The organism is Candidatus Planktophila sulfonica (assembly GCF_002288065.1).
Lineage (GTDB): Bacteria > Actinomycetota > Actinomycetes > Nanopelagicales > Nanopelagicaceae > Planktophila > Planktophila sulfonica.
In genome coordinates, this window is the sequence record NZ_CP016773.1 from 1,226,718 (window position 1) to 1,243,843 (window position 17,126).

The 17,126-nt window shown below is 48.5% G+C and carries 19 protein-coding genes; 3 read left to right on the forward strand and 16 right to left on the reverse strand.

Translation table 11 applies throughout. The features are described from left to right. Positions 1-3 precede the first annotated feature (3 nt). Genes purS through fbaA form a run of 6 tightly spaced genes read right to left on the reverse strand, consistent with a single transcriptional unit; the run spans position 4 to position 6,176 of the window. The gene (gene purS / locus A1sIA56_RS06310; RefSeq protein ID WP_095674045.1) at positions 4-249 is read right to left on the reverse strand and encodes a phosphoribosylformylglycinamidine synthase subunit PurS; all 246 of its coding nucleotides are present in this window, start codon (positions 247-249) and stop codon (positions 4-6) included. 32 nt (positions 250-281) lie between these two features. Next, complete coding sequence (locus A1sIA56_RS06315) at positions 282-1,163, reverse strand: phosphoribosylaminoimidazolesuccinocarboxamide synthase (RefSeq protein WP_095674046.1); 882 nt, start codon at positions 1,161-1,163, stop codon at positions 282-284. Next, positions 1,160-2,581, reverse strand: coding sequence for an adenylosuccinate lyase (gene purB / locus A1sIA56_RS06320; RefSeq protein ID WP_095674047.1), 1,422 nt, complete (start codon positions 2,579-2,581; stop codon positions 1,160-1,162). The genes A1sIA56_RS06315 and purB overlap by 4 nt, the downstream gene beginning before the upstream one ends. Further along, positions 2,582-3,826, reverse strand: coding sequence for a phosphoribosylamine--glycine ligase (purD, locus tag A1sIA56_RS06325; RefSeq protein ID WP_095674048.1), 1,245 nt, complete (start codon positions 3,824-3,826; stop codon positions 2,582-2,584). Between the two features lie 3 nt (positions 3,827-3,829). Beyond that, entirely contained in the window at positions 3,830-5,113 is a 1,284-nt protein-coding gene (locus A1sIA56_RS06330; RefSeq protein WP_095674049.1) for an adenylosuccinate synthase, read from the reverse strand. Between the two features lie 28 nt (positions 5,114-5,141). Further along, positions 5,142-6,176: a class II fructose-bisphosphate aldolase gene (fbaA, locus tag A1sIA56_RS06335; protein ID WP_095674050.1), complete on the reverse strand. Its 1,035-nt coding sequence runs from the start codon at positions 6,174-6,176 to the stop codon at positions 5,142-5,144. A gap of 378 nt (positions 6,177-6,554) precedes the next feature. Here fbaA and acs point away from each other — a divergent pair, with 378 nt between their 5' ends. Next, on the forward strand, positions 6,555-8,513 hold the full coding sequence (gene acs, locus A1sIA56_RS06340; protein ID WP_095674051.1) for an acetate--CoA ligase: 1,959 nt from the start codon (positions 6,555-6,557) through the stop codon (positions 8,511-8,513). On the opposite strand, the gene A1sIA56_RS06345 is transcribed toward acs, so the two are convergent. The 3 genes from A1sIA56_RS06345 to nth are packed head-to-tail and all read right to left on the reverse strand — an operon-like array spanning position 8,497 to position 10,183. Then, the gene (locus A1sIA56_RS06345) at positions 8,497-8,967 is read right to left on the reverse strand and encodes a CvpA family protein (RefSeq protein ID WP_095674052.1); all 471 of its coding nucleotides are present in this window, start codon (positions 8,965-8,967) and stop codon (positions 8,497-8,499) included. The genes acs and A1sIA56_RS06345 overlap by 17 nt on opposite strands. After that, entirely contained in the window at positions 8,964-9,488 is a 525-nt protein-coding gene (locus tag A1sIA56_RS06350) for a TlpA disulfide reductase family protein (protein ID WP_095674053.1), read from the reverse strand. The genes A1sIA56_RS06345 and A1sIA56_RS06350 overlap by 4 nt, the downstream gene beginning before the upstream one ends. Next, entirely contained in the window at positions 9,485-10,183 is a 699-nt protein-coding gene (gene nth / locus A1sIA56_RS06355) for an endonuclease III (RefSeq protein WP_095674054.1), read from the reverse strand. The genes A1sIA56_RS06350 and nth overlap by 4 nt, the downstream gene beginning before the upstream one ends. A 17-nt stretch (positions 10,184-10,200) precedes the next feature. On the opposite strand from nth, the gene A1sIA56_RS06360 reads away from it, so the two are divergent. Beyond that, complete coding sequence (locus tag A1sIA56_RS06360; RefSeq protein WP_095674055.1) at positions 10,201-10,884, forward strand: Crp/Fnr family transcriptional regulator; 684 nt, start codon at positions 10,201-10,203, stop codon at positions 10,882-10,884. A gap of 14 nt (positions 10,885-10,898) precedes the next feature. Here A1sIA56_RS06360 and A1sIA56_RS06365 read toward each other — a convergent pair whose 3' ends face one another. Genes A1sIA56_RS06365 through A1sIA56_RS06370 form a run of 3 tightly spaced genes read right to left on the reverse strand, consistent with a single transcriptional unit; the run spans position 10,899 to position 11,969 of the window. Continuing rightward, positions 10,899-11,357, reverse strand: a complete 459-nt coding sequence (locus A1sIA56_RS06365) for a RidA family protein (RefSeq protein ID WP_095674056.1) — start codon at positions 11,355-11,357, stop codon at positions 10,899-10,901. Continuing rightward, a complete protein-coding gene (locus A1sIA56_RS06965) occupies positions 11,357-11,509 on the reverse strand; it encodes a Sp36 family protein (protein WP_017954825.1) in 153 nt (50 codons plus the stop codon). Before A1sIA56_RS06965 ends, A1sIA56_RS06365 begins: the two co-directional genes overlap by 1 nt. Position 11,510: 1 nt before the next feature. Further along, positions 11,511-11,969, reverse strand: a complete 459-nt coding sequence (locus A1sIA56_RS06370; RefSeq protein ID WP_095674057.1) for a GatB/YqeY domain-containing protein — start codon at positions 11,967-11,969, stop codon at positions 11,511-11,513. Between the two features lie 30 nt (positions 11,970-11,999). On the opposite strand from A1sIA56_RS06370, the gene A1sIA56_RS06375 reads away from it, so the two are divergent. Continuing rightward, positions 12,000-12,821, forward strand: coding sequence for a metallophosphoesterase (locus A1sIA56_RS06375; protein ID WP_095674207.1), 822 nt, complete (start codon positions 12,000-12,002; stop codon positions 12,819-12,821). Here the strand turns inward: A1sIA56_RS06375 and gmd are convergent, their stop codons facing one another. The 4 genes from gmd to A1sIA56_RS06395 are packed head-to-tail and all read right to left on the reverse strand — an operon-like array spanning position 12,822 to position 17,116. Further along, entirely contained in the window at positions 12,822-13,805 is a 984-nt protein-coding gene (gene gmd / locus A1sIA56_RS06380) for a GDP-mannose 4,6-dehydratase (protein ID WP_095674058.1), read from the reverse strand. Beyond that, positions 13,802-14,734, reverse strand: a complete 933-nt coding sequence (locus tag A1sIA56_RS06385; RefSeq protein ID WP_095674059.1) for a GDP-L-fucose synthase family protein — start codon at positions 14,732-14,734, stop codon at positions 13,802-13,804. The genes gmd and A1sIA56_RS06385 overlap by 4 nt, the downstream gene beginning before the upstream one ends. Before the next feature lie 19 nt (positions 14,735-14,753). Continuing rightward, positions 14,754-15,848, reverse strand: a complete 1,095-nt coding sequence (locus A1sIA56_RS06390) for an aspartate-semialdehyde dehydrogenase (RefSeq protein WP_095674060.1) — start codon at positions 15,846-15,848, stop codon at positions 14,754-14,756. Continuing rightward, complete coding sequence (locus tag A1sIA56_RS06395; protein WP_095674061.1) at positions 15,845-17,116, reverse strand: aspartate kinase; 1,272 nt, start codon at positions 17,114-17,116, stop codon at positions 15,845-15,847. The genes A1sIA56_RS06390 and A1sIA56_RS06395 overlap by 4 nt, the downstream gene beginning before the upstream one ends. Between the last annotated feature and the right edge of the window lie 10 nt (positions 17,117-17,126).

Genomic DNA, 17,126 nt, shown 5'->3' on the forward strand with positions numbered 1-17,126 from the left:
TTATTACTTCTCCACTCGAACTGTGAAGTTTTCAATCACAGGGTTTGAAAGTAGCTTCTCAGCTGCCTTTTCGACATCGGCAAGCTGAGCGGGAGTTGGATCGCCATCGACTTCAATTTCAAATCGCTTTCCTTGGCGAACATCTTTGGCAAAGTTAAATCCAAGACGAGGGAGCGCTGCAGCAACTGCCTTACCTTGTGGGTCAAGAATTTCGGGCTTTAACATCACATCAACCACGATCTTTGCCATTTTTATCTCCCTAGTTGTTATTTTGGAATCTATTAAAACTTGCTACCGGTAATACGTTCAAAAGCTTCTTCATATCGCGCCGCAGTTTTTTCTACAATCTCTGCAGGCAATTCTGGAGGTGTGGATTCTTTATCCCATCCACTTGATGTCAACCAATCACGGACAAATTGCTTATCAAATGATGGTTGCGATTTTCCTGGAGCCCATCCATCGGCCTCCCAGAAACGGGAAGAGTCAGGAGTCAGAGCTTCATCACCCAATGTAATTTCACCAGCCATATTGATTCCAAATTCAAATTTTGTATCTGCCAAGATAATTCCGCGGCTGCGAGCAAAATCAGCTGCTGTGTCATAGAGCTTGATAGTTAAGTCGCGCAGTTCTGCTGCTTGATCTGCGCCAACAATATTGGCAGCGCTTTCAAAATCGATATTGATGTCGTGGTCGCCGATTTCAGCCTTTGTCGCTGGGGTAAAGATGCTTGTTGGAAGCGCTGAGCCATCTAATAACCCTGCTGGGAGTGGGTTTCCGCAGACTGCCTGGTTGCCTTTATATTCAGCAAGTCCGCTGCCCGTCAGATACCCGCGAGCTACGCATTCGATGGCAAACATTTCAAGCGGTTGGACAATGACTGCGCGATCAGAAACTGAAGCAGGGACATCATCGCTAATGATGTGGTTGGGAACGATATCCGCCAAGAGTTCGAACCAGAACAGTGAAAGCTGAGTAAGAATCGCGCCCTTATTAGGAATTGTTGTCGGCAAAACCCAATCGAATGCAGAGATGCGATCGGATGCAACTAAGAGAATTTCACCGGATTCATTTGTATAGAGATCGCGGACTTTTCCTGTGCGAAGGTGCTTCCAACCTTCGATGACTGGTGCTGGCGGTGCGCCAGCTGCGCCGAAGCCGCTCACCGGATACTGGCGGGTTTGTACTGCGCTGCGGCAGGGTGCGCGGAAGTAATCGCGTCGATGCGACTTACAACTCGAGCTACTTGTTGGCGAGCATCGCCAGTAAATTCAATGGGGTTACCAATCAGCGCATCTAGTTCTGCGCGCTTAAATGGAATGCGGTCATCGCCTGCAATTGCATCGAGGAAATTGTTTGGCTTTCCTTCGCGCATACCAAGAGCTGTAGCAACTGCATGTTCTTTAATCGCTTCATGTGCGACTTCGCGACCGACGCCCGCTTTAACAGATGCCATCAAAATCTTTGTTGTTGCTAAGAATGGAAGGTAGCGCTCGAGCTCTGCAGAAATCACTGCGGGGAAAGCGCCGAACTCGTTGAGAACTGTAAGCATTGTTTCGAGCAATCCATCCATGGCATAGAAGGCATCGGGAAGAGCAACGCGACGAACAACGCTGCATGAAACATCGCCTTCGTTCCATTGATTTCCAGCAAGTTCAGAGACCATCGATGCGTAGCCGCGCAAAATAACGGTGAGGCCGTTTACGCGTTCGCATGAACGGGTATTCATCTTGTGTGGCATCGCCGATGAACCAACCTGGCCTGCCTTAAAGCCTTCTGTAACAAGCTCTGCGCCCGCCATTAAGCGGATTGAGGTTGCAAGAGAAGATGGTGAAGTCGCCAGCTGAACAAGAGTTGTGAGTACTTCGTAGTCGAGTGAACGGGGATAAACCTGGCCAGTTGAATCGAGAACGCGATCGAAGCCGAGTTCTTTAGCAATCGCAGATTCTAGTGATTGGTGCGCTTCGGTGGAACCGAGCAAATCGATTGAATCTTGAGCGGTACCAACAGGACCCTTAATTCCACGCATTGGATAGCGGCTCTGCAGAGAAGCAAGACGTTCGTAGGCATAAAGGAGTTCTTCGGCAGCGGATGCAAAACGCTTTCCGAGTGTGGTGATCTGTGCAGGCACATTATGTGAACGGCCAGCAATTGGTTGATCTGAATACTGTGCAGCTTTTGCACCAAGGGCGGCAAGGAGTGCAACTGTCTTATCGTGAACAATTGCCAGACCATCGCGCACCTGAAGCGCCTCAATATTTTCGGTTAAGTCACGGCTAGTCATTCCGGCATGGATTGCTTCATGACCAGCAAGTGCGTTGAATTCTTCGATACGTGCCTTCACATCATGGCGAGTAACTTTCTCGCGTGCATCGATAGAAGCTAAATCAACCTTTGTTAGCACCTTTTCGTAATCAGCGATTACTGCATCCGAGATTGGGTGTCCAAGCTTGGATTGCGCACGAGCAACTGCAAGCCACAACTTACGTTCGGCGATGATCTTCTGTTCTGGCGCAAAGACTTGGCGCATCTCTTTCGATGCATAACGATCAGCTAATACGCTCACTGGTGCATTCTCCCCCATTTAATTGCCCTTCTCGGCGACCGACGCATTAAGCGCGATATCAGAGCGGTAGAACGATCCTTCTAGTTCAATCTGCGAGATTGCGCGATATGCGCGGTCGCGCGCTTCGGTTAAATCAGCGCCTGTTCCGGTGACCGTTAAGACTCGGCCGCCCGTTGAAAGTAGTGCACCGCTGCTATCGCTTGTGCCTGCATGAAATACCTGTGATTTATCAATGGCGGGAATTGATGAAATAGCAGCGCCAGTCTTTGGTGATTCTGGGTATCCCTGAGCCGCGAGAACGACAGTGACGGCGCTTTCATCGCGCCAGTGAAGAACTGCGTCATCCAAACTATCTGTTGCAGCGTTATAGAGAAGGGTTGCCAGCGGAGTAATAAGTCGTGGAATCAGAACTTGAGTCTCTGGATCACCAAAGCGCGCGTTAAATTCAATGACGCGAATTCCATCATCGGTGAGTGCAAGACCTGCATAGAGAAGACCTACAAATGGAGTTCCACGAGCAGCCATCTCGGCAATCATGGGAGCTAAGACTTTTTCATATGTCTCTTCGACGATGTCATCCGGTGCCCATGGAAGTGGCGAGTAAGCACCCATGCCACCAGTGTTTGGTCCTTCGTCGCCATCGTATGCACGTTTGAAATCTTGAGCTGGTTGCATCGGCAAAATATTGCGGCCATCAGAAATTCCAAAGAGTGAAATTTCTGGACCTGCAAGATATTCCTCGATGACAACCCGTGAACATGCAAGCGCATGATCGAGTGCTGCTTGGCGATCATTTGTAACGACAACACCTTTACCTGCAGCAAGGCCATCATCTTTCACAACGTATGGAGCACCGAAGGTGTCGAGCGCCATTTCAATTTCTGATTGTTCGGTGCAAGTGAAGCTGCGCGCTGTTGGAACTCCGGCATCGCGCATTACTTTCTTAGCAAAATCTTTTGAGCCTTCGAGTTGTGCAGCTGCCTTTGATGGGCCAAATACTGCAAAGCCAGCGTCACGCAGTGCATCAGATACCCCATTTACCAAAGGCACTTCAGGGCCTACGACAACAAGATCGACTGCTAATTGCTGTGCGAGTTTGAGGATTGCGTTGTTATCTGTAATTGCAACAGGGTGAAGAGTTGCAAGGGATGCAATACCTGGATTTCCAGGAGCTGCATGAAGTTCAGTGCAACTTTTATCTGCTCTTAGCCCTAGTGCGAGTGCGTGCTCACGACCGCCGCTACCGACTAGGAGGATTTTCATGGCTTAGATGAAATCCTTGACGACAATTGTCTGGGTACGCCCAGGCCCGACTCCGATGGCGCTCATTGGGGCACCTGAAATCTTCTCGAGGAAGGTGATGTAATCCTGAGCGTTCTTAGGAAGATCGCTGATCTTTGTCGCTCCTGAAATATCTTCTTTCCAACCTGGGAGATATTCGTAGATTGGCTTTGCATGGTGGAAATCAGATTGTGAAGCTGGAAGTTCTTCAACACGCTTTCCATCGATCTCGTATGCAACACATACTGGAATCTGTTCCCAGCCGGTGAGTACATCGAGCTTTGTCAGGAAGAAATCTGTGAGTCCGTTAACGCGAACAGCGTAACGAGCGATAGGTGCGTCATACCAACCACAACGACGAGCGCGGCCTGTTGTTACACCGACTTCGCCACCAATAGTGCGAAGTTTTTCGCCATCTTCATCGAAGAGTTCAGTTGGGAATGGGCCAGAACCAACGCGAGTTGTGTAGGCCTTAACGATTCCGATGACGCGATCAATCTTTGTTGGTCCGATTCCGGAACCAGTACATGCACCACCGGCTGTTGGGTTTGATGATGTAACGAATGGATAAGTACCGTGATCGACATCGAGAAGAGTTCCTTGTGAACCTTCAAGAAGTACACGTTTTCCAGCCTTCAAAGCGTTATCGAGCAGAAGCACTGTATCTGCAACGTATGGACGCAAGATTTCGGCATAGCGTAGGTATTCCTCGAGAACATCTTCTACTTCAATATCTTTACGGTTGAAGACCTTGATAAGGACTTGGTTCTTATCGCGAAGTGCGCCTTCGATTTTCTGGCGCAAGATTGATGGATCAAAGAGATCTTGTACGCGAATACCGATACGGTTGATCTTGTCTGCATACGCAGGTCCGATACCGCGACCAGTTGTACCGATCTTTGACTTACCTAGGAAGCGCTCTGAAACTTTATCGATGGTGCGGTGATACGGAGTAATCAAGTGCGCATTAGTTGAGATAACCAACTTGCTGCAATCGATACCGCGTTCTGTGAGTCCCTTAATTTCTTCGAGCAATACACCTGGGTCGATAACAACACCGTTAGCAATTACTGGAACAACGTTAGGAGAAAGAATTCCGGATGGAAGTAAGTGAAGTGCGTACTTCTGATCTCCGATTACAACTGTGTGGCCTGCGTTGTTGCCGCCTTGATAGCGAACAACATAATCAACGCGATCACCGAGCAAATCGGTAGCTTTACCCTTGCCTTCGTCGCCCCACTGAGCGCCAAGAAGTACTAATGCAGGCATGGATAAAGCCTCTCCGACTCGTCGTTAATTACTTAAGAAGTGATGTGCCAGTTGAACGAAGATCTTCGCAAGCAACGCCAACACGTGCAGCGATTCCTGCTTCAGCAGCCTTGCCCCACGCACGTGGATCGTAAGCCTTCTTATTTCCAACTTCGCCGTCAATCTTGAGAACGCCGTCGTAGTTCTTGAAGATGTGATCAACAACTGGACGTGTAAATGCGTACTGAGTATCAGTATCGATATTCATCTTAATTACGCCGTAATCAAGTGATTCGCGGATTTCAGTAAGAAGTGAGCCTGAACCACCGTGGAATACGAGATCCATTGGCTTGCTTCCTGCTGGAAGACCGAGCTTTGCAGCTACTGCATCCTGAAGTGTCTTAAGAATCTTTGGCTGAAGAACAACGTTTCCTGGCTTGTAAACACCGTGAACGTTTCCGAATGTTGCTGCCACCATGTAGCGAGCATTTGCATCGTGTCCAAGTGTTTCAATTGTAAGAAGTGCATCTTCAGGTGTTGAGTAAAGCTTTGCATCGTGCTTTGCCTCGATGCCATCTTCTTCTCCACCGACAACGCCGATTTCGATTTCAAGAACTGTGCGAGCTGCAACTGACTTATCGAGAAGTTCGCGAGCAACCTTCATGTTCTCTGGCATATCAACAGCTGATCCATCCCACATATGTGAGTTGAATAGAGGCTGCTTGCCTTCCTTAACGCGCTGCGCTCCGATTTCGAGAAGTGGACGCATGAAACCGTCGAGCTTCTCCTTTGGGCAGTGGTCAGTGTGGATACCAATGTTGACGTTGTAATTCTTTGCAACAACGTGTGCGAATTCTGCGAGCGCTACTGCGCCATCGACCATGTGCTTAACAGTTGAGCCTGATGCGTATTCAGCGCCACCCCAAGAAAATTGGATGATTCCATCTGATTCTGCTTCAGCGAATCCACGGATCGCACCAATAATGGTCTGCGAAGATGAAACGTTGATTGCTGGGTATGCGAATGCTCCGGCCTTAGCGCGGTCCAACATTGCTGCATAAACTTCAGGGGTTGCTATTGGCATTGTGACTCCCAAATCAGTGACTAGAACTGGTGTAAACGCTCTTGACGCACCATTGGGTCTAAGTGAGGCTTACGCCTAATCCAACCACCTACCCCCGCGTATGAAAAATCGGCACACTCAATACGCGAGGGCGCAGCCCTTTTTGGCCGCTGGGCTGGCCTACGGGTGGAGGTACTTCTGCAGGAAGGCTATGAAGCCTGCGAGTAGGGCTGGGTTGCTCAAGACCTTGAGCAAGATCGTCAAGAATGCTGCGATTGTCATCTCTCTCCTTTCATATTTTCCTATTTCAAGGCGCGAAGTATCTGCAGAAATCGAAATGAACAAATGAACAAAATCAATCACTGTTGATAAATCAGAGTGGGCGGTAATCTCACCTACATGACTTCTGACTCGATTGAGAATCTCTCCACAGAGAGCCGCACCTTTGCGCCTTCTCCTGAATTCACTGCACAAGCAAATGCGCAAGCAGGTCTTTACGGTGAAGCAGATAAAGATCGTTTAGCTTTCTGGGATCAACAAGCTGAAGCGCTGATCTGGGAGAAGAAGTGGGATAAGACCCTCGAGTGGGAATCACCATATGCAAAGTGGTTTGTCGGCGGAAAACTCAATACAACAGTTTCAGCGCTAGATCGTCACGTTACTGAAGGTCACGGCGGCAGAATCGCTTTTCACTTTGAAGGTGAGCCAGGAGATACGCGCACAATTTCTTATGCACAACTCCTTACCGATGTCAGCAAGGCAGCAAATGCACTGACTTCGATCGGAATAAATGCTGGCGATCGCGTTGCGATTTATATGCCGCTTATTCCTGAAGCAGTGGTCGCAATGCTTGCCTGTGCCCGTATCGGTGCAATTCACTCTGTTGTATTTGGTGGATTCTCTGCAGACGCTCTTCTTTCAAGAATTCAAGATGCAGATGCGAAGTTGGTAATCACTGCAGATGGTGGGTTTAGAAAGGGCGCTGCATTTGCGCTCAAGCCTGCAGTCGATGAAGCGCTCAAGGGCGAAACAAACGTTGCGCAAGTACTTGTTGTGCAGCGCACCGGTCAAGAAACTGCCTGGGTCGAAGGTCGCGACTTGTGGTGGCACGATGTTGTTGATCCACAGCACTCAACACATACCCCCGAATACTTCGATAGCGAGCACCCACTCTTTATCTTGTACACATCAGGTACAACGGCGAAACCAAAGGGAATTTTCCACACAACGGCTGGTTATTTAACGCAGGTCGCTTACACACATAAGGTCGTCTTCGACATCAAACCAAAGACAGATGTGTACTGGTGTACTGCAGATGTTGGCTGGATTACTGGCCACTCATACATGGTTTACGGCCCGCTTATTAACGGCGCAACTCAAGTTATCTACGAAGGCACACCTGATACTCCGCATAAAGGACGCATGTTCGAGATCATCGAAAAGTATGGCGTCACAATTTTGTATACAGCTCCAACACTGATTCGCACATGGATGAAGTGGGGAGATGAATTTCCAAATCAATTTAATCTCTCATCACTTCGACTTCTTGGCTCCGTTGGAGAACCAATTAACCCTGAAGCGTGGATCTGGTATCGCCACGTTATTGGTGGAGGCAATTGCCCAATCGTTGACACATGGTGGCAGACAGAAACGGGCGCAATCATGATTTCACCCCTGCCCGGTGTCACTGCTACAAAGCCAGGATCTGCGATGAAACCAATTCCTGGAATCAGTGCAAAGGTCGTCGACGATAAAGGCGTTCCTGTTCCAAATGGACATGGTGGATTCCTTATTCTTGATCAACCTTGGCCATCAATGTTGCGCGGCGTGTGGGGCGAAGATGAACGCTACAAAGAGACTTATTGGTCGCGCTTTCCTGGAATTTACTTCGCAGGAGATGGTGCAAAACTCGATGAAGATGGCGCAATCTGGTTGATGGGTCGCGTTGATGATGTCATGAACGTTTCAGGTCACCGTATTTCAACAACCGAAGTTGAATCAGCGCTTGTTTCTCATGAAGCTGTTGCAGAAGCTGCCGTAGTTGGAGCAGCTGATCCACTTACCGGTCAAGGAATTGTTGCTTTCGTAATTTTGCGCGGTGGCGTTGAACATGCAGATGGCGATGTTTTGATCAAAGAACTTCGTAACCATGTGGCTAAAGAGATTGGCGCAATCGCAAAGCCGCGCCAAATCATGGTTGTAAACGAGCTACCTAAGACCCGAAGCGGCAAGATCATGCGTAGATTGCTGAAAGATGTTGCCGAAAACCGCGCAGTGGGCGATGCAACTACTTTGGCAGATCCGAATGTGATGAAGCTGATTTCAGAAGGTTTGAAATCTTCTAAAGACGAGGATTAGAGAGCGCCTTTTCCACTTCGCGGCGAATATCTGCAATGACTCCGGGTGCATGTTTATTCACCTGGAGGTAGAACTCGCTTTCAGAGACTGCATTCTGTCCTGCGCTCCATGGCGCCCACAACAGAATTGTTCCGATCACGTAGAAGAGAAGAACGTACTTTCCTACTTCAAGTACTGCGCCCAATGCGGAATCGATCAGACGCAGTGGCCCGCGAATCAAGGTGAGCTTCAAGGTCTTCGCTAACTGTGTTCCAACCCAAGCTGCTGCATATGCACCAAAAATAATTGCCACGATGAGCCAGCCGCTCTGGTCATATTTCACAACGAAGTACATCGCAGCAACTCCGCCAGCGATAAAGAAGGCAGTGCGAAGAATCGTTGTCAGAAGCCCATTTTTATATCCATTGAAAAGTGCTCCAACAAAGATCAGCGCAACAATTACATCAAAGATCATTTCACTCCTAAGTACTTAATTGTCGCCATTTCAATTTCCTCAAGAGATTTAAATGGACCGAACTTCTTATAGGCAACTCTGCCCGAAGAATCGATAAACCAAGTAACAGGCACGCCCATGCCAAAAGTTTCACGGGTGGATCCATCTGCGTCATAGAGAATCGGCCACGTAATGCCATGGGTTTCTACAAACTTCTTAACTACTGCAGGGCTCTTCTCTTCTACTGCAATACCAATCACCTTCGCGCCCTTTGGATGTTGAGCCAAGTAATGCGCAAGGTGTGGAAGTTCCTGGCGGCAAGGCTTGCACCACGTTCCCCACACATTGACTATCGCTGGACCGCGAATTGCACTGACTGCAGCCCCTTCGCCCCCACCAAGACATTCAAGTGGCGCATCAGTACTTGGGCTTACCCGAATTGATTCGCATGAAACAACTTCGCCTTTCACCGGAATTGGTTCGGTAAGTGAACAACTCGTAAGTGTGGCGACCGAAAGGAAAGTCGCTAAGAATTTCTTCATCGGAAATCCTTATCTGTCTTCACAAGCAGCTTGGCTTTCTCTTTATCCATCTCACCGATGCCTACCGAAGGACAGATCTTTGCGAGAGGACAGGCGCCACATGCAGGTTTACGTGAATGACAGATGCGACGGCCATGCCAAATCATTCGCTGCGAGAGATTGGTCCACTCTTTCTGCGGAATGAGTTTTCCGACTTCATGTTCAACTTTTACAGGATCCATTGATTTGGACCATTCGAAACGGCGAGAGAGTCGTCCGAAGTGCGTATCGACTGTAATTCCTGGAATATCAAAGGCATGTCCTAAAACTACATTTGCAGTTTTACGGCCAACTCCGGGCAAAGTAATTAACTCTTCAAGAGTTGCAGGCACATGATCATCAAATTCTTCAACTAACTTAATTCCGATACCTTTGAGATGGCGTGCTTTCACATGATGGAAACCAGCTGAGAAAATAAATTCTTCGATCTCCGCAAGGGGCGCCTTTGCATAATCTTTTGGCTTCTTATACTTCTTAAAGAGCGCAGGCGTAATGGCGTTAACTCTCTTATCTGTGCACTGTGCTGAAAGCACAACTGCAACGAGGAGTTCGAGAGGATTCTTAAAATCTAGCTCACAGCGAATATCGGGGTAGGCCTTGGTCAAAATTCGATAGATAGCCCTTGCTTCTCTTCGAGTTTCGCTATCGACGGCCATACGAGTAAACTACCGACGTGCCTCAAGAAGATGAAGTCGTAAGACGCGCCCCTCTCTTTACCGCCCTTGACGATGCGCAAGCGGCGTCTCTGCGCACCTCAATGGATTCAGTAAAGATCAGCAAGGGCGGAATTCTCTTCAAAGAAGGCGATGAAGGCGAGCACGTCTACGTAATCCTCGAAGGAAAGCTCAAGCTTGGAACTTCCAGCGGCGATGGACGCGAAAACCTTCTCTCAATTCTCGGACCCGGTGAAATGTTCGGCGAACTTTCACTCTTCGATCCAGGCCCACGTACTTCAACTGCAACAGCAGTTACCGATGCAAAGCTTCTATCTCTTAGCCACGAGAAGTTAATTCCTTGGCTTAAGGGAAATCCAGAAGTTTCACTTCATCTTTTGGCTCGTCTTGCTCAGCGCCTACGTCGCACAAATGAAGCAGTGGGCGATCTCGTATTTTCAGATGTTCCTGGCCGCGTTGCTAAGGCGCTCATGGATCTTGGAACTCGCTTTGGCAAGAAGACTGATGACGGTCTCTTTGTTCACCACGACCTTACGCAAGAAGAGCTTGCTCAACTTGTTGGCGCATCACGCGAAACTGTAAATAAAGCTCTCGCTGATTTTGCAGGTCGCGGATGGCTCAAGCTCGATGGTCGCGCTGTATTAATTACAGATATTGAGCGCCTCGAAAAGCGCGGGAAGTAATTCCTTAAAAGGAATTACTTAACCTCGACTGTCAGTTCAACTTCGACAGGTGAGTTAAGAGGAAGTTCAGCAACACCAAGTGCACTTCGTGCAGCAACTCCAGCGTCTCCCCAGATATGCATAAAGAGCTCTGATGCTCCATTTGCAACTGCTGGCTGAGAGATAAACCCTGGTGCACCGTTTACATAACAGACGATGCGAACAACCTTGACGATTGAATCTACTGGAGCAACGAGTTCAACTGCAGAGAGTGCGTTAAGCGCACAGATCTTTGCGAGTTCGTAAGCCTCTTCAACTGTTACATCTGCGCCGACTTTTCCAGTCTTTGCGATTGCGCCATCAACCATAGGAAGTTGGCCAGCAGTAAAGACGATATTGCCGGTACGAACTGCAGGAACATATGCAGCTAGCGGCTTTGATGAAACTGGAAGTACTAAGCCCTTTTCAGCGAGCTTTGCGCGAACATCAGTCATTACTTAACCTCACGCTTCATATATGCAACGAGTTGTTCGCCGCCTGGTGCCGGAATAACGGTGACGAGTTCCCATCCATCTGAACCCCAAGTATCAAGAATCTGCTTTGTTGCATGTGAGAGAAGTGGAACGGTTGCGTATTCAAACTTCATATTAATTTCCTCCGGCTAGAGCGGCTTTAACGAGAGATGAAACGAGTGATCCATCTGCCTTTCCTGCAATCTGTGGCTTGATAGCGCCCATGACCTTGCCCATATCGGCAGGTCCTGCAGCACCGGTTGATGCAACTGCAGCAGCAATCAGTGCCTTGATGTCATCTTCTGAAAGTTGTGCAGGCAAATACTTAGCGATTACTTCGCCTTCTGCTTTCTCTTCAGCTGCCTTTTCTTCACGGCCTGCCTTAGCAAACTCTTCCGCTGCTTCGCGACGCTTCTTCGCTTCTCGTGAGAGCACAGTGATGATTTCCTCATCAGTTAAAACGCGCGCTTCTTTTCCTGAAACTTCTTCATTGGTGATTGCAGTCAGAACCATGCGGATGGTGCCTGATACAACTTTGTCACTGCTGCGAATTGCTTCGGTGAGGTCGCTCTTAAGTGTCTCTTTTAAGGTCATGTGCTCATCTTCTCACAGCCCTGTATCTTGTTGCACATGAGCTACGTACTCCGCGAGGCCGAGATGCCTATCTTGCCTCCTGGCCACGACGATATCCGCATCCTGCACTTCTCTGACCTGCACTTAACTCCTGCACGTAAAAAAGAGATTGCAGATATCAAGTCATTTATTTCGCTGAAGCCTGATCTTGTAATCAGCACCGGAGATTTCTTGGCACATAAGAACGCAGTGCCTGTAGCTCTTGATGCACTCGATGCACTGCTTGATATCCCTGGACTCTTTGTCTTTGGCTCCAATGATTACTACGAACCTGTTCCGAAGAATCCTTTGAAGTACCTACTGCCGAATCACGGCAAGCGCGTTCATGGTCCTGAACTTCCATGGCAAGAACTTGATGCAGGCTTACAAGCCCGTGGTTGGAAGAACCTCAATACATCACGCACAACGATCACAATCAATAAAACTGTTATTGAGGCTCGCGGAACCGATGATGCCCACCTTGAATTTGATGATTACTCACTCGTTGCCGGTGAAGCAGGAAAGTGCCACGTAGCAATCGGAGTAACGCATGCGCCTTACTTAAGAATTATCGAAGGAATGAAGAAAGATCACCTCGATGCAATCTTTGCTGGCCACACACATGGTGGACAGGTGCGACTTCCATGGCCCGGTGGATCAAAGGCGCTGACAACTAATTGCGATCTACCGAATTGGCGTGCTCGCGGATTAACTGTTGTCAAAGGTGAACCTTTGCTCAACGTTTCAGCAGGTATGGGTACAGGACCGTTCTCAAGAATTAGAGTTGCCAGCCCACCAGAAGTTTCTCTGGTGACGCTCACTGCAGCTTTTTAGCTACTTCTTCAACGCCTCAATATCGGCATCAACCATAAGTTCTGCAAGCTCTTTCCAATGAGTCTTAGCTTTCCAGCCAAGTGCTTGTTCAGCCTTTGACGGATCTCCGATAAGTGCATCAACTTCTGTAGGACGGATGTACTTTTTATCTGTCTCAACATGGTCTTGCCAGTTAAGTCCTGCGCGTGAAAACGCTGCTTCTGCAAAGTCTTTTACTGTCGCACCAACGCCAGTGGCAACAACGTAATCAGATGGCTTATCTTGCTGAAGCATCAACCACATTGATTCGACATACTCTTTTGCATAACCCCAGTCGCGAACTGCATCAAGGTTTCCAAGGAATAGCTTGTCTTGTTTGCCTGCCTTGATTGCAGCTACTGCGCGTGTGATTTTGCGAGTTACGAAAGTTTCACCGCGGCGTGGAGATTCGTGGTTAAAGAGAATTCCGTTTGTTGCATGCAGGCCATAACCATCGCGGTAGTTAACGGTGCACCAGTAAGCCATCAACTTTGCAGCTGCATATGGTGACTGTGGGCGAAATACAGAAGTTTCATTCTGCGGTGGTGGAGTTGAACCAAAGAGTTCTGATGTTGACGCCTGATAAAAACGAATATCAAGATCTGCTGAACGAATTGCTTCAAGAAGACCAACAGCGCCGACAGCATCAACTTGACCTGTGTACTGAGGCATTGTGAATGAAACTTGAACGTGTGATTGTGCACCAAGGTTGTAGACCTCAGTTGGCTTGATTTCGCGGATGAGGTTGGTAAGTCCAACTCCGTCAATAAGGTCGCCATAGTGCAGGAAGAGCTTTGGATTCTTATCGTGTGGGTCTTGGTAGATGTGATCGATACGTGAAGTATTAAATGTTGAAGAACGACGGATCAGGCCGTGTACTTCATAACCCTTTGCGAGCAAGAACTCTGCAAGGTATGAACCATCTTGACCTGTAACACCAGTAATTAGTGCAACTTTTCTACTCATCGTCTCGCTACTCCCTTTGCAGATGCATCTTTATACCAAGCGATAGTTGATGCAATTCCATCACTTAAAGAAATCTTCGGTGCCCAACCTAGCGATTTAGCCTTCGAAACATCAAGAACCTTGCGTGGAGTCCCATCAGGTTTTGATGAATCCCATGCAATTTCTCCCTCAAATCCAGCTAATTCAGCGACAAGCTCGGCAAGTGCCTTAATTGTCAGATCTTCACCAGTTCCAATATTGATGTGATCAGATGAGTTGTAATTCGAACCAAGATGAACAACAGCTGCTGCCAGATCATCGACGTGAAGAAATTCTCGCTTTGGTGAACCTGTCCCCCATAAGGTTTCAGTCGCTACTTTCTTTTCAGCTGCTTCAACAAAGCGACGGATAAATGCAGGCAGAACATGTGAGCCCTGAAGTTCAAAGTTGTCATTAGGGCCATAGAGATTTGTTGGCATCAAGGAAATCCAAGTGCGGCCATACTCTTTACGGAACGATTTAATGAGTTCGATGCCGGCAATCTTTGCAATCGCATAGGCAGAGTTGGTCTCTTCAAGAGGGCCCGTAAGCAAATACTCTTCTTTAATTGGTTGCGCGCAATCGCGTGGATAGATACAGCTTGAACCCAAGAAGATGAACTTTTCTACATCGGCAGCATGAGCTGCCTCCATGAGATTGCTCTGAATGCGCACATTGTCTGAAAGGAACTCGACTGGAAATGCGTTGTTCGCACCGATTCCGCCCACCTTGGCAGCAGCATCGACAACAAGAGAAGGCTTGGTCTTCTTGAGATATGCCGTGGTGGCATCGCGATCAAGGAGATCTACGACTGAGCGGTTGAGTGCGATGACATCGGCGCCAGTTGCCTGATAGGCCCGCACGATTGCAGAGCCCGCAAGACCAGTTCCGCCCGCGACAACGATTGTCATGGGTGCAGTCTAGTTGCGATTACTTGCTGAATTCAGCAGCAACGAGTTCCGCAATTTGTGCAGTATTTAACGCTGCACCCTTGCGCAAGTTATCTCCACAGACAAAGAGGTCGATTGCCTTTGGATTATCCAAAGACTGGCGGACGCGACCAACCCATGTTGGATCAGTTCCGACTACATCTGCTGGAGTTGGGAACTCCTTCTTCTCTGGGTTGTCATAAAGCATTACGCCTTCTGCCTTCTTAAGTGCAGATTGAGCAGCCTTACGTGTAACAACCTTTGAGAATGTTGCATGCACTGTCAGTGAGTGAGTTGTAATCACTGGCACACGAACACATGTTGCAGAAACTTTGAGCTTTGGCATTCCTAGAATCTTGCGAGATTCATTGCGAACTTTGAGTTCTTCAGATGAGTAACCAGCTTCTTTGAGTGAACCTGCCCATGGGACAACGTTCATTGCAAGGGGTGCTGGGAATGGGCCAAGGTCTGTGATTACTCCACGAAGATCTTTTGCAACTGAACCAAGGTTCTTTCCAGCGACCTTTGAAATCTGATCATGAAGTGCATCAATTCCAGGCTGTCCTGCACCTGACGCTGCTTGGTACGAAGAAACAACAAGTTCCTTGAGACCGAACTTCTTATCGAGTGCGCCCATTGCAACAATCATGGAAAGAGTTGTGCAGTTTGGATTAGAGATAATTCCCTTTGGACGCTTCTTAATGTCTTTTGGATTTACTTCAGGGACGACCAATGGGACTTTCTTATCCATACGGAATGCACCTGAGTTATCGACGACAACAGCGCCACGCTTTGCAGCAATTGGTGCCCACTCTGCAGAAATCTCATCTGGAACGTCGAACATTGCGATATCGATGCCATCGAAAGCTTCTGGTGAAAGTGCAACGACTGTGAGTTCTTCACCGCGGCACATCAACTTCTTGCCTGCACTGCGAGCGGACGCAATCAAACGAATTTCGCCGTAGACATTCTTACGCTTGCTCAAGATATCGAGCATGACAGTTCCAACAGCGCCGGTTGCACCGACTACTGCAAGCGAAGGAAGTTTCTTTGCAGCTTTAGCTTTCTTAACTGGCTTTGTTGTCTTCTTTGTCATCGACCTGTTCCTCCGTATACGACTGCCTCGTTCTGATCTGAATCAAGGCCGAAAGCTGTATGTGCTGCTTGTGCTGCGCGCTCGAGATCGCCCTCGCGGACAATGACAGAGATGCGAATTTCTGATGTTGAAATCATTTCAATATTCACACCCGCTTCAGCCATTGCAGCAAAGAAGGTAGCTGTCACACCTGGGTGTGAACGCATTCCTGCGCCAACAAGTGAGAGCTTTCCGATTGTGTCGTCATATTGAATTGATGCGAAACCAACTTCACCTTGAATCTTCTTAAGAACAGTTGTCGCTTCGGCGCCATCTGCCTTTGGCAAAGTGAATGAGATATCGGTAAGACCTGTCGCTGCTGCAGATACGTTCTGCACAATCATGTCGATGTTGAGGTCGTTATCAGCAAGCGCTTGGAAGATGCGCGCAGCAACGCCAGTGCGGTCAGGTACACCGACGATAGTTACCTTCGCCTCTGACTTATCGTGTGCGACTCCGGCGATGATTGCTTGCTCCATGGTGCCTCCTTCTGGGTGGTTCTCAACTACCCATGTTCCTTCTAGTGGTGAAAAAGATGAACGTACGTGAATCGGTAACTTGAAACGTCGCGCATATTCGACGCAACGCAAGTGAAGAACTTTTGCACCCGCTGCTGCGAGTTCGAGCATCTCTTCATAAGTAACGGTCTTTAATTTGCGAGCTGCAGGAATTGCACGCGGATCTGCAGAGAAGATTCCATCGACATCTGTATAGATTTCGCAGACATCTGCTTCGAGTGCGGCAGCGAGCGCAACTGCAGTTGTATCGGAACCGCCGCGACCAAGAGTTGTAATGTCATTTGTATCTTGCGAAATTCCTTGGAAGCCAGCAACGATTGCAATTGAACCTGCATCAATAGCCTCGCGAATACGACCCGGTGTTACATCGATGATGCGCGCCTTACCGTGAGTTGAATCTGTAATGACTCCAGCTTGTGAACCGGTGAAAGAGAGCGCTTCGAATCCAAGATTGTTAATTGCAATTGCAAGAAGAGCCATAGAAATTCGCTCGCCCGCTGTAAGCAACATATCGAGTTCGCGCCCTGGTGGAATCGGGCTGACTTGGTTGGCGAGATCGATCAATTCATCGGTGGTATCGCCCATGGCGCTGACCACTACGACGACCTGATTGCCCGCCTTCTTTGTTGCAACGATGCGTGCGGCAACGCGCTTGAGCCCCTCGGCATCAGCGACTGAGGAACCACCAAACTTCTGAACAATGAGACCCATGGCTCAATAG

Excerpts from the sequence above, each read along its gene's own strand:
- purS (WP_095674045.1), bottom strand. The coding sequence starts at position 249 with ATGGCAAAGATCGTGGTTGATGTGATGTTAAAGCCCGAAATTCTTGAC.
- purB (WP_095674047.1), bottom strand. The coding sequence starts at position 2,581 with ATGGGGGAGAATGCACCAGTGAGCGTATTAGCTGATCGTTATGCATCG.
- purD (WP_095674048.1), bottom strand. The coding sequence starts at position 3,826 with ATGAAAATCCTCCTAGTCGGTAGCGGCGGTCGTGAGCACGCACTCGCA.
- A1sIA56_RS06330 (WP_095674049.1), bottom strand. The coding sequence starts at position 5,113 with ATGCCTGCATTAGTACTTCTTGGCGCTCAGTGGGGCGACGAAGGCAAG.
- fbaA (WP_095674050.1), bottom strand. The coding sequence starts at position 6,176 with ATGCCAATAGCAACCCCTGAAGTTTATGCAGCAATGTTGGACCGCGCT.
- acs (WP_095674051.1), top strand. The coding sequence starts at position 6,555 with ATGACTTCTGACTCGATTGAGAATCTCTCCACAGAGAGCCGCACCTTT.
- A1sIA56_RS06345 (WP_095674052.1), bottom strand. The coding sequence starts at position 8,967 with ATGATCTTTGATGTAATTGTTGCGCTGATCTTTGTTGGAGCACTTTTC.
- A1sIA56_RS06350 (WP_095674053.1), bottom strand. The coding sequence starts at position 9,488 with ATGAAGAAATTCTTAGCGACTTTCCTTTCGGTCGCCACACTTACGAGT.
- nth (WP_095674054.1), bottom strand. The coding sequence starts at position 10,183 with ATGGCCGTCGATAGCGAAACTCGAAGAGAAGCAAGGGCTATCTATCGA.
- A1sIA56_RS06365 (WP_095674056.1), bottom strand. The coding sequence starts at position 11,357 with ATGACTGATGTTCGCGCAAAGCTCGCTGAAAAGGGCTTAGTACTTCCA.
- A1sIA56_RS06965 (WP_017954825.1), bottom strand. The coding sequence starts at position 11,509 with ATGAAGTTTGAATACGCAACCGTTCCACTTCTCTCACATGCAACAAAG.
- A1sIA56_RS06370 (WP_095674057.1), bottom strand. The coding sequence starts at position 11,969 with ATGACCTTAAAAGAGACACTTAAGAGCGACCTCACCGAAGCAATTCGC.
- gmd (WP_095674058.1), bottom strand. The coding sequence starts at position 13,805 with ATGAGTAGAAAAGTTGCACTAATTACTGGTGTTACAGGTCAAGATGGT.
- A1sIA56_RS06385 (WP_095674059.1), bottom strand. The coding sequence starts at position 14,734 with ATGACAATCGTTGTCGCGGGCGGAACTGGTCTTGCGGGCTCTGCAATC.
- A1sIA56_RS06390 (WP_095674060.1), bottom strand. The coding sequence starts at position 15,848 with ATGACAAAGAAGACAACAAAGCCAGTTAAGAAAGCTAAAGCTGCAAAG.
- A1sIA56_RS06395 (WP_095674061.1), bottom strand. The coding sequence starts at position 17,116 with ATGGGTCTCATTGTTCAGAAGTTTGGTGGTTCCTCAGTCGCTGATGCC.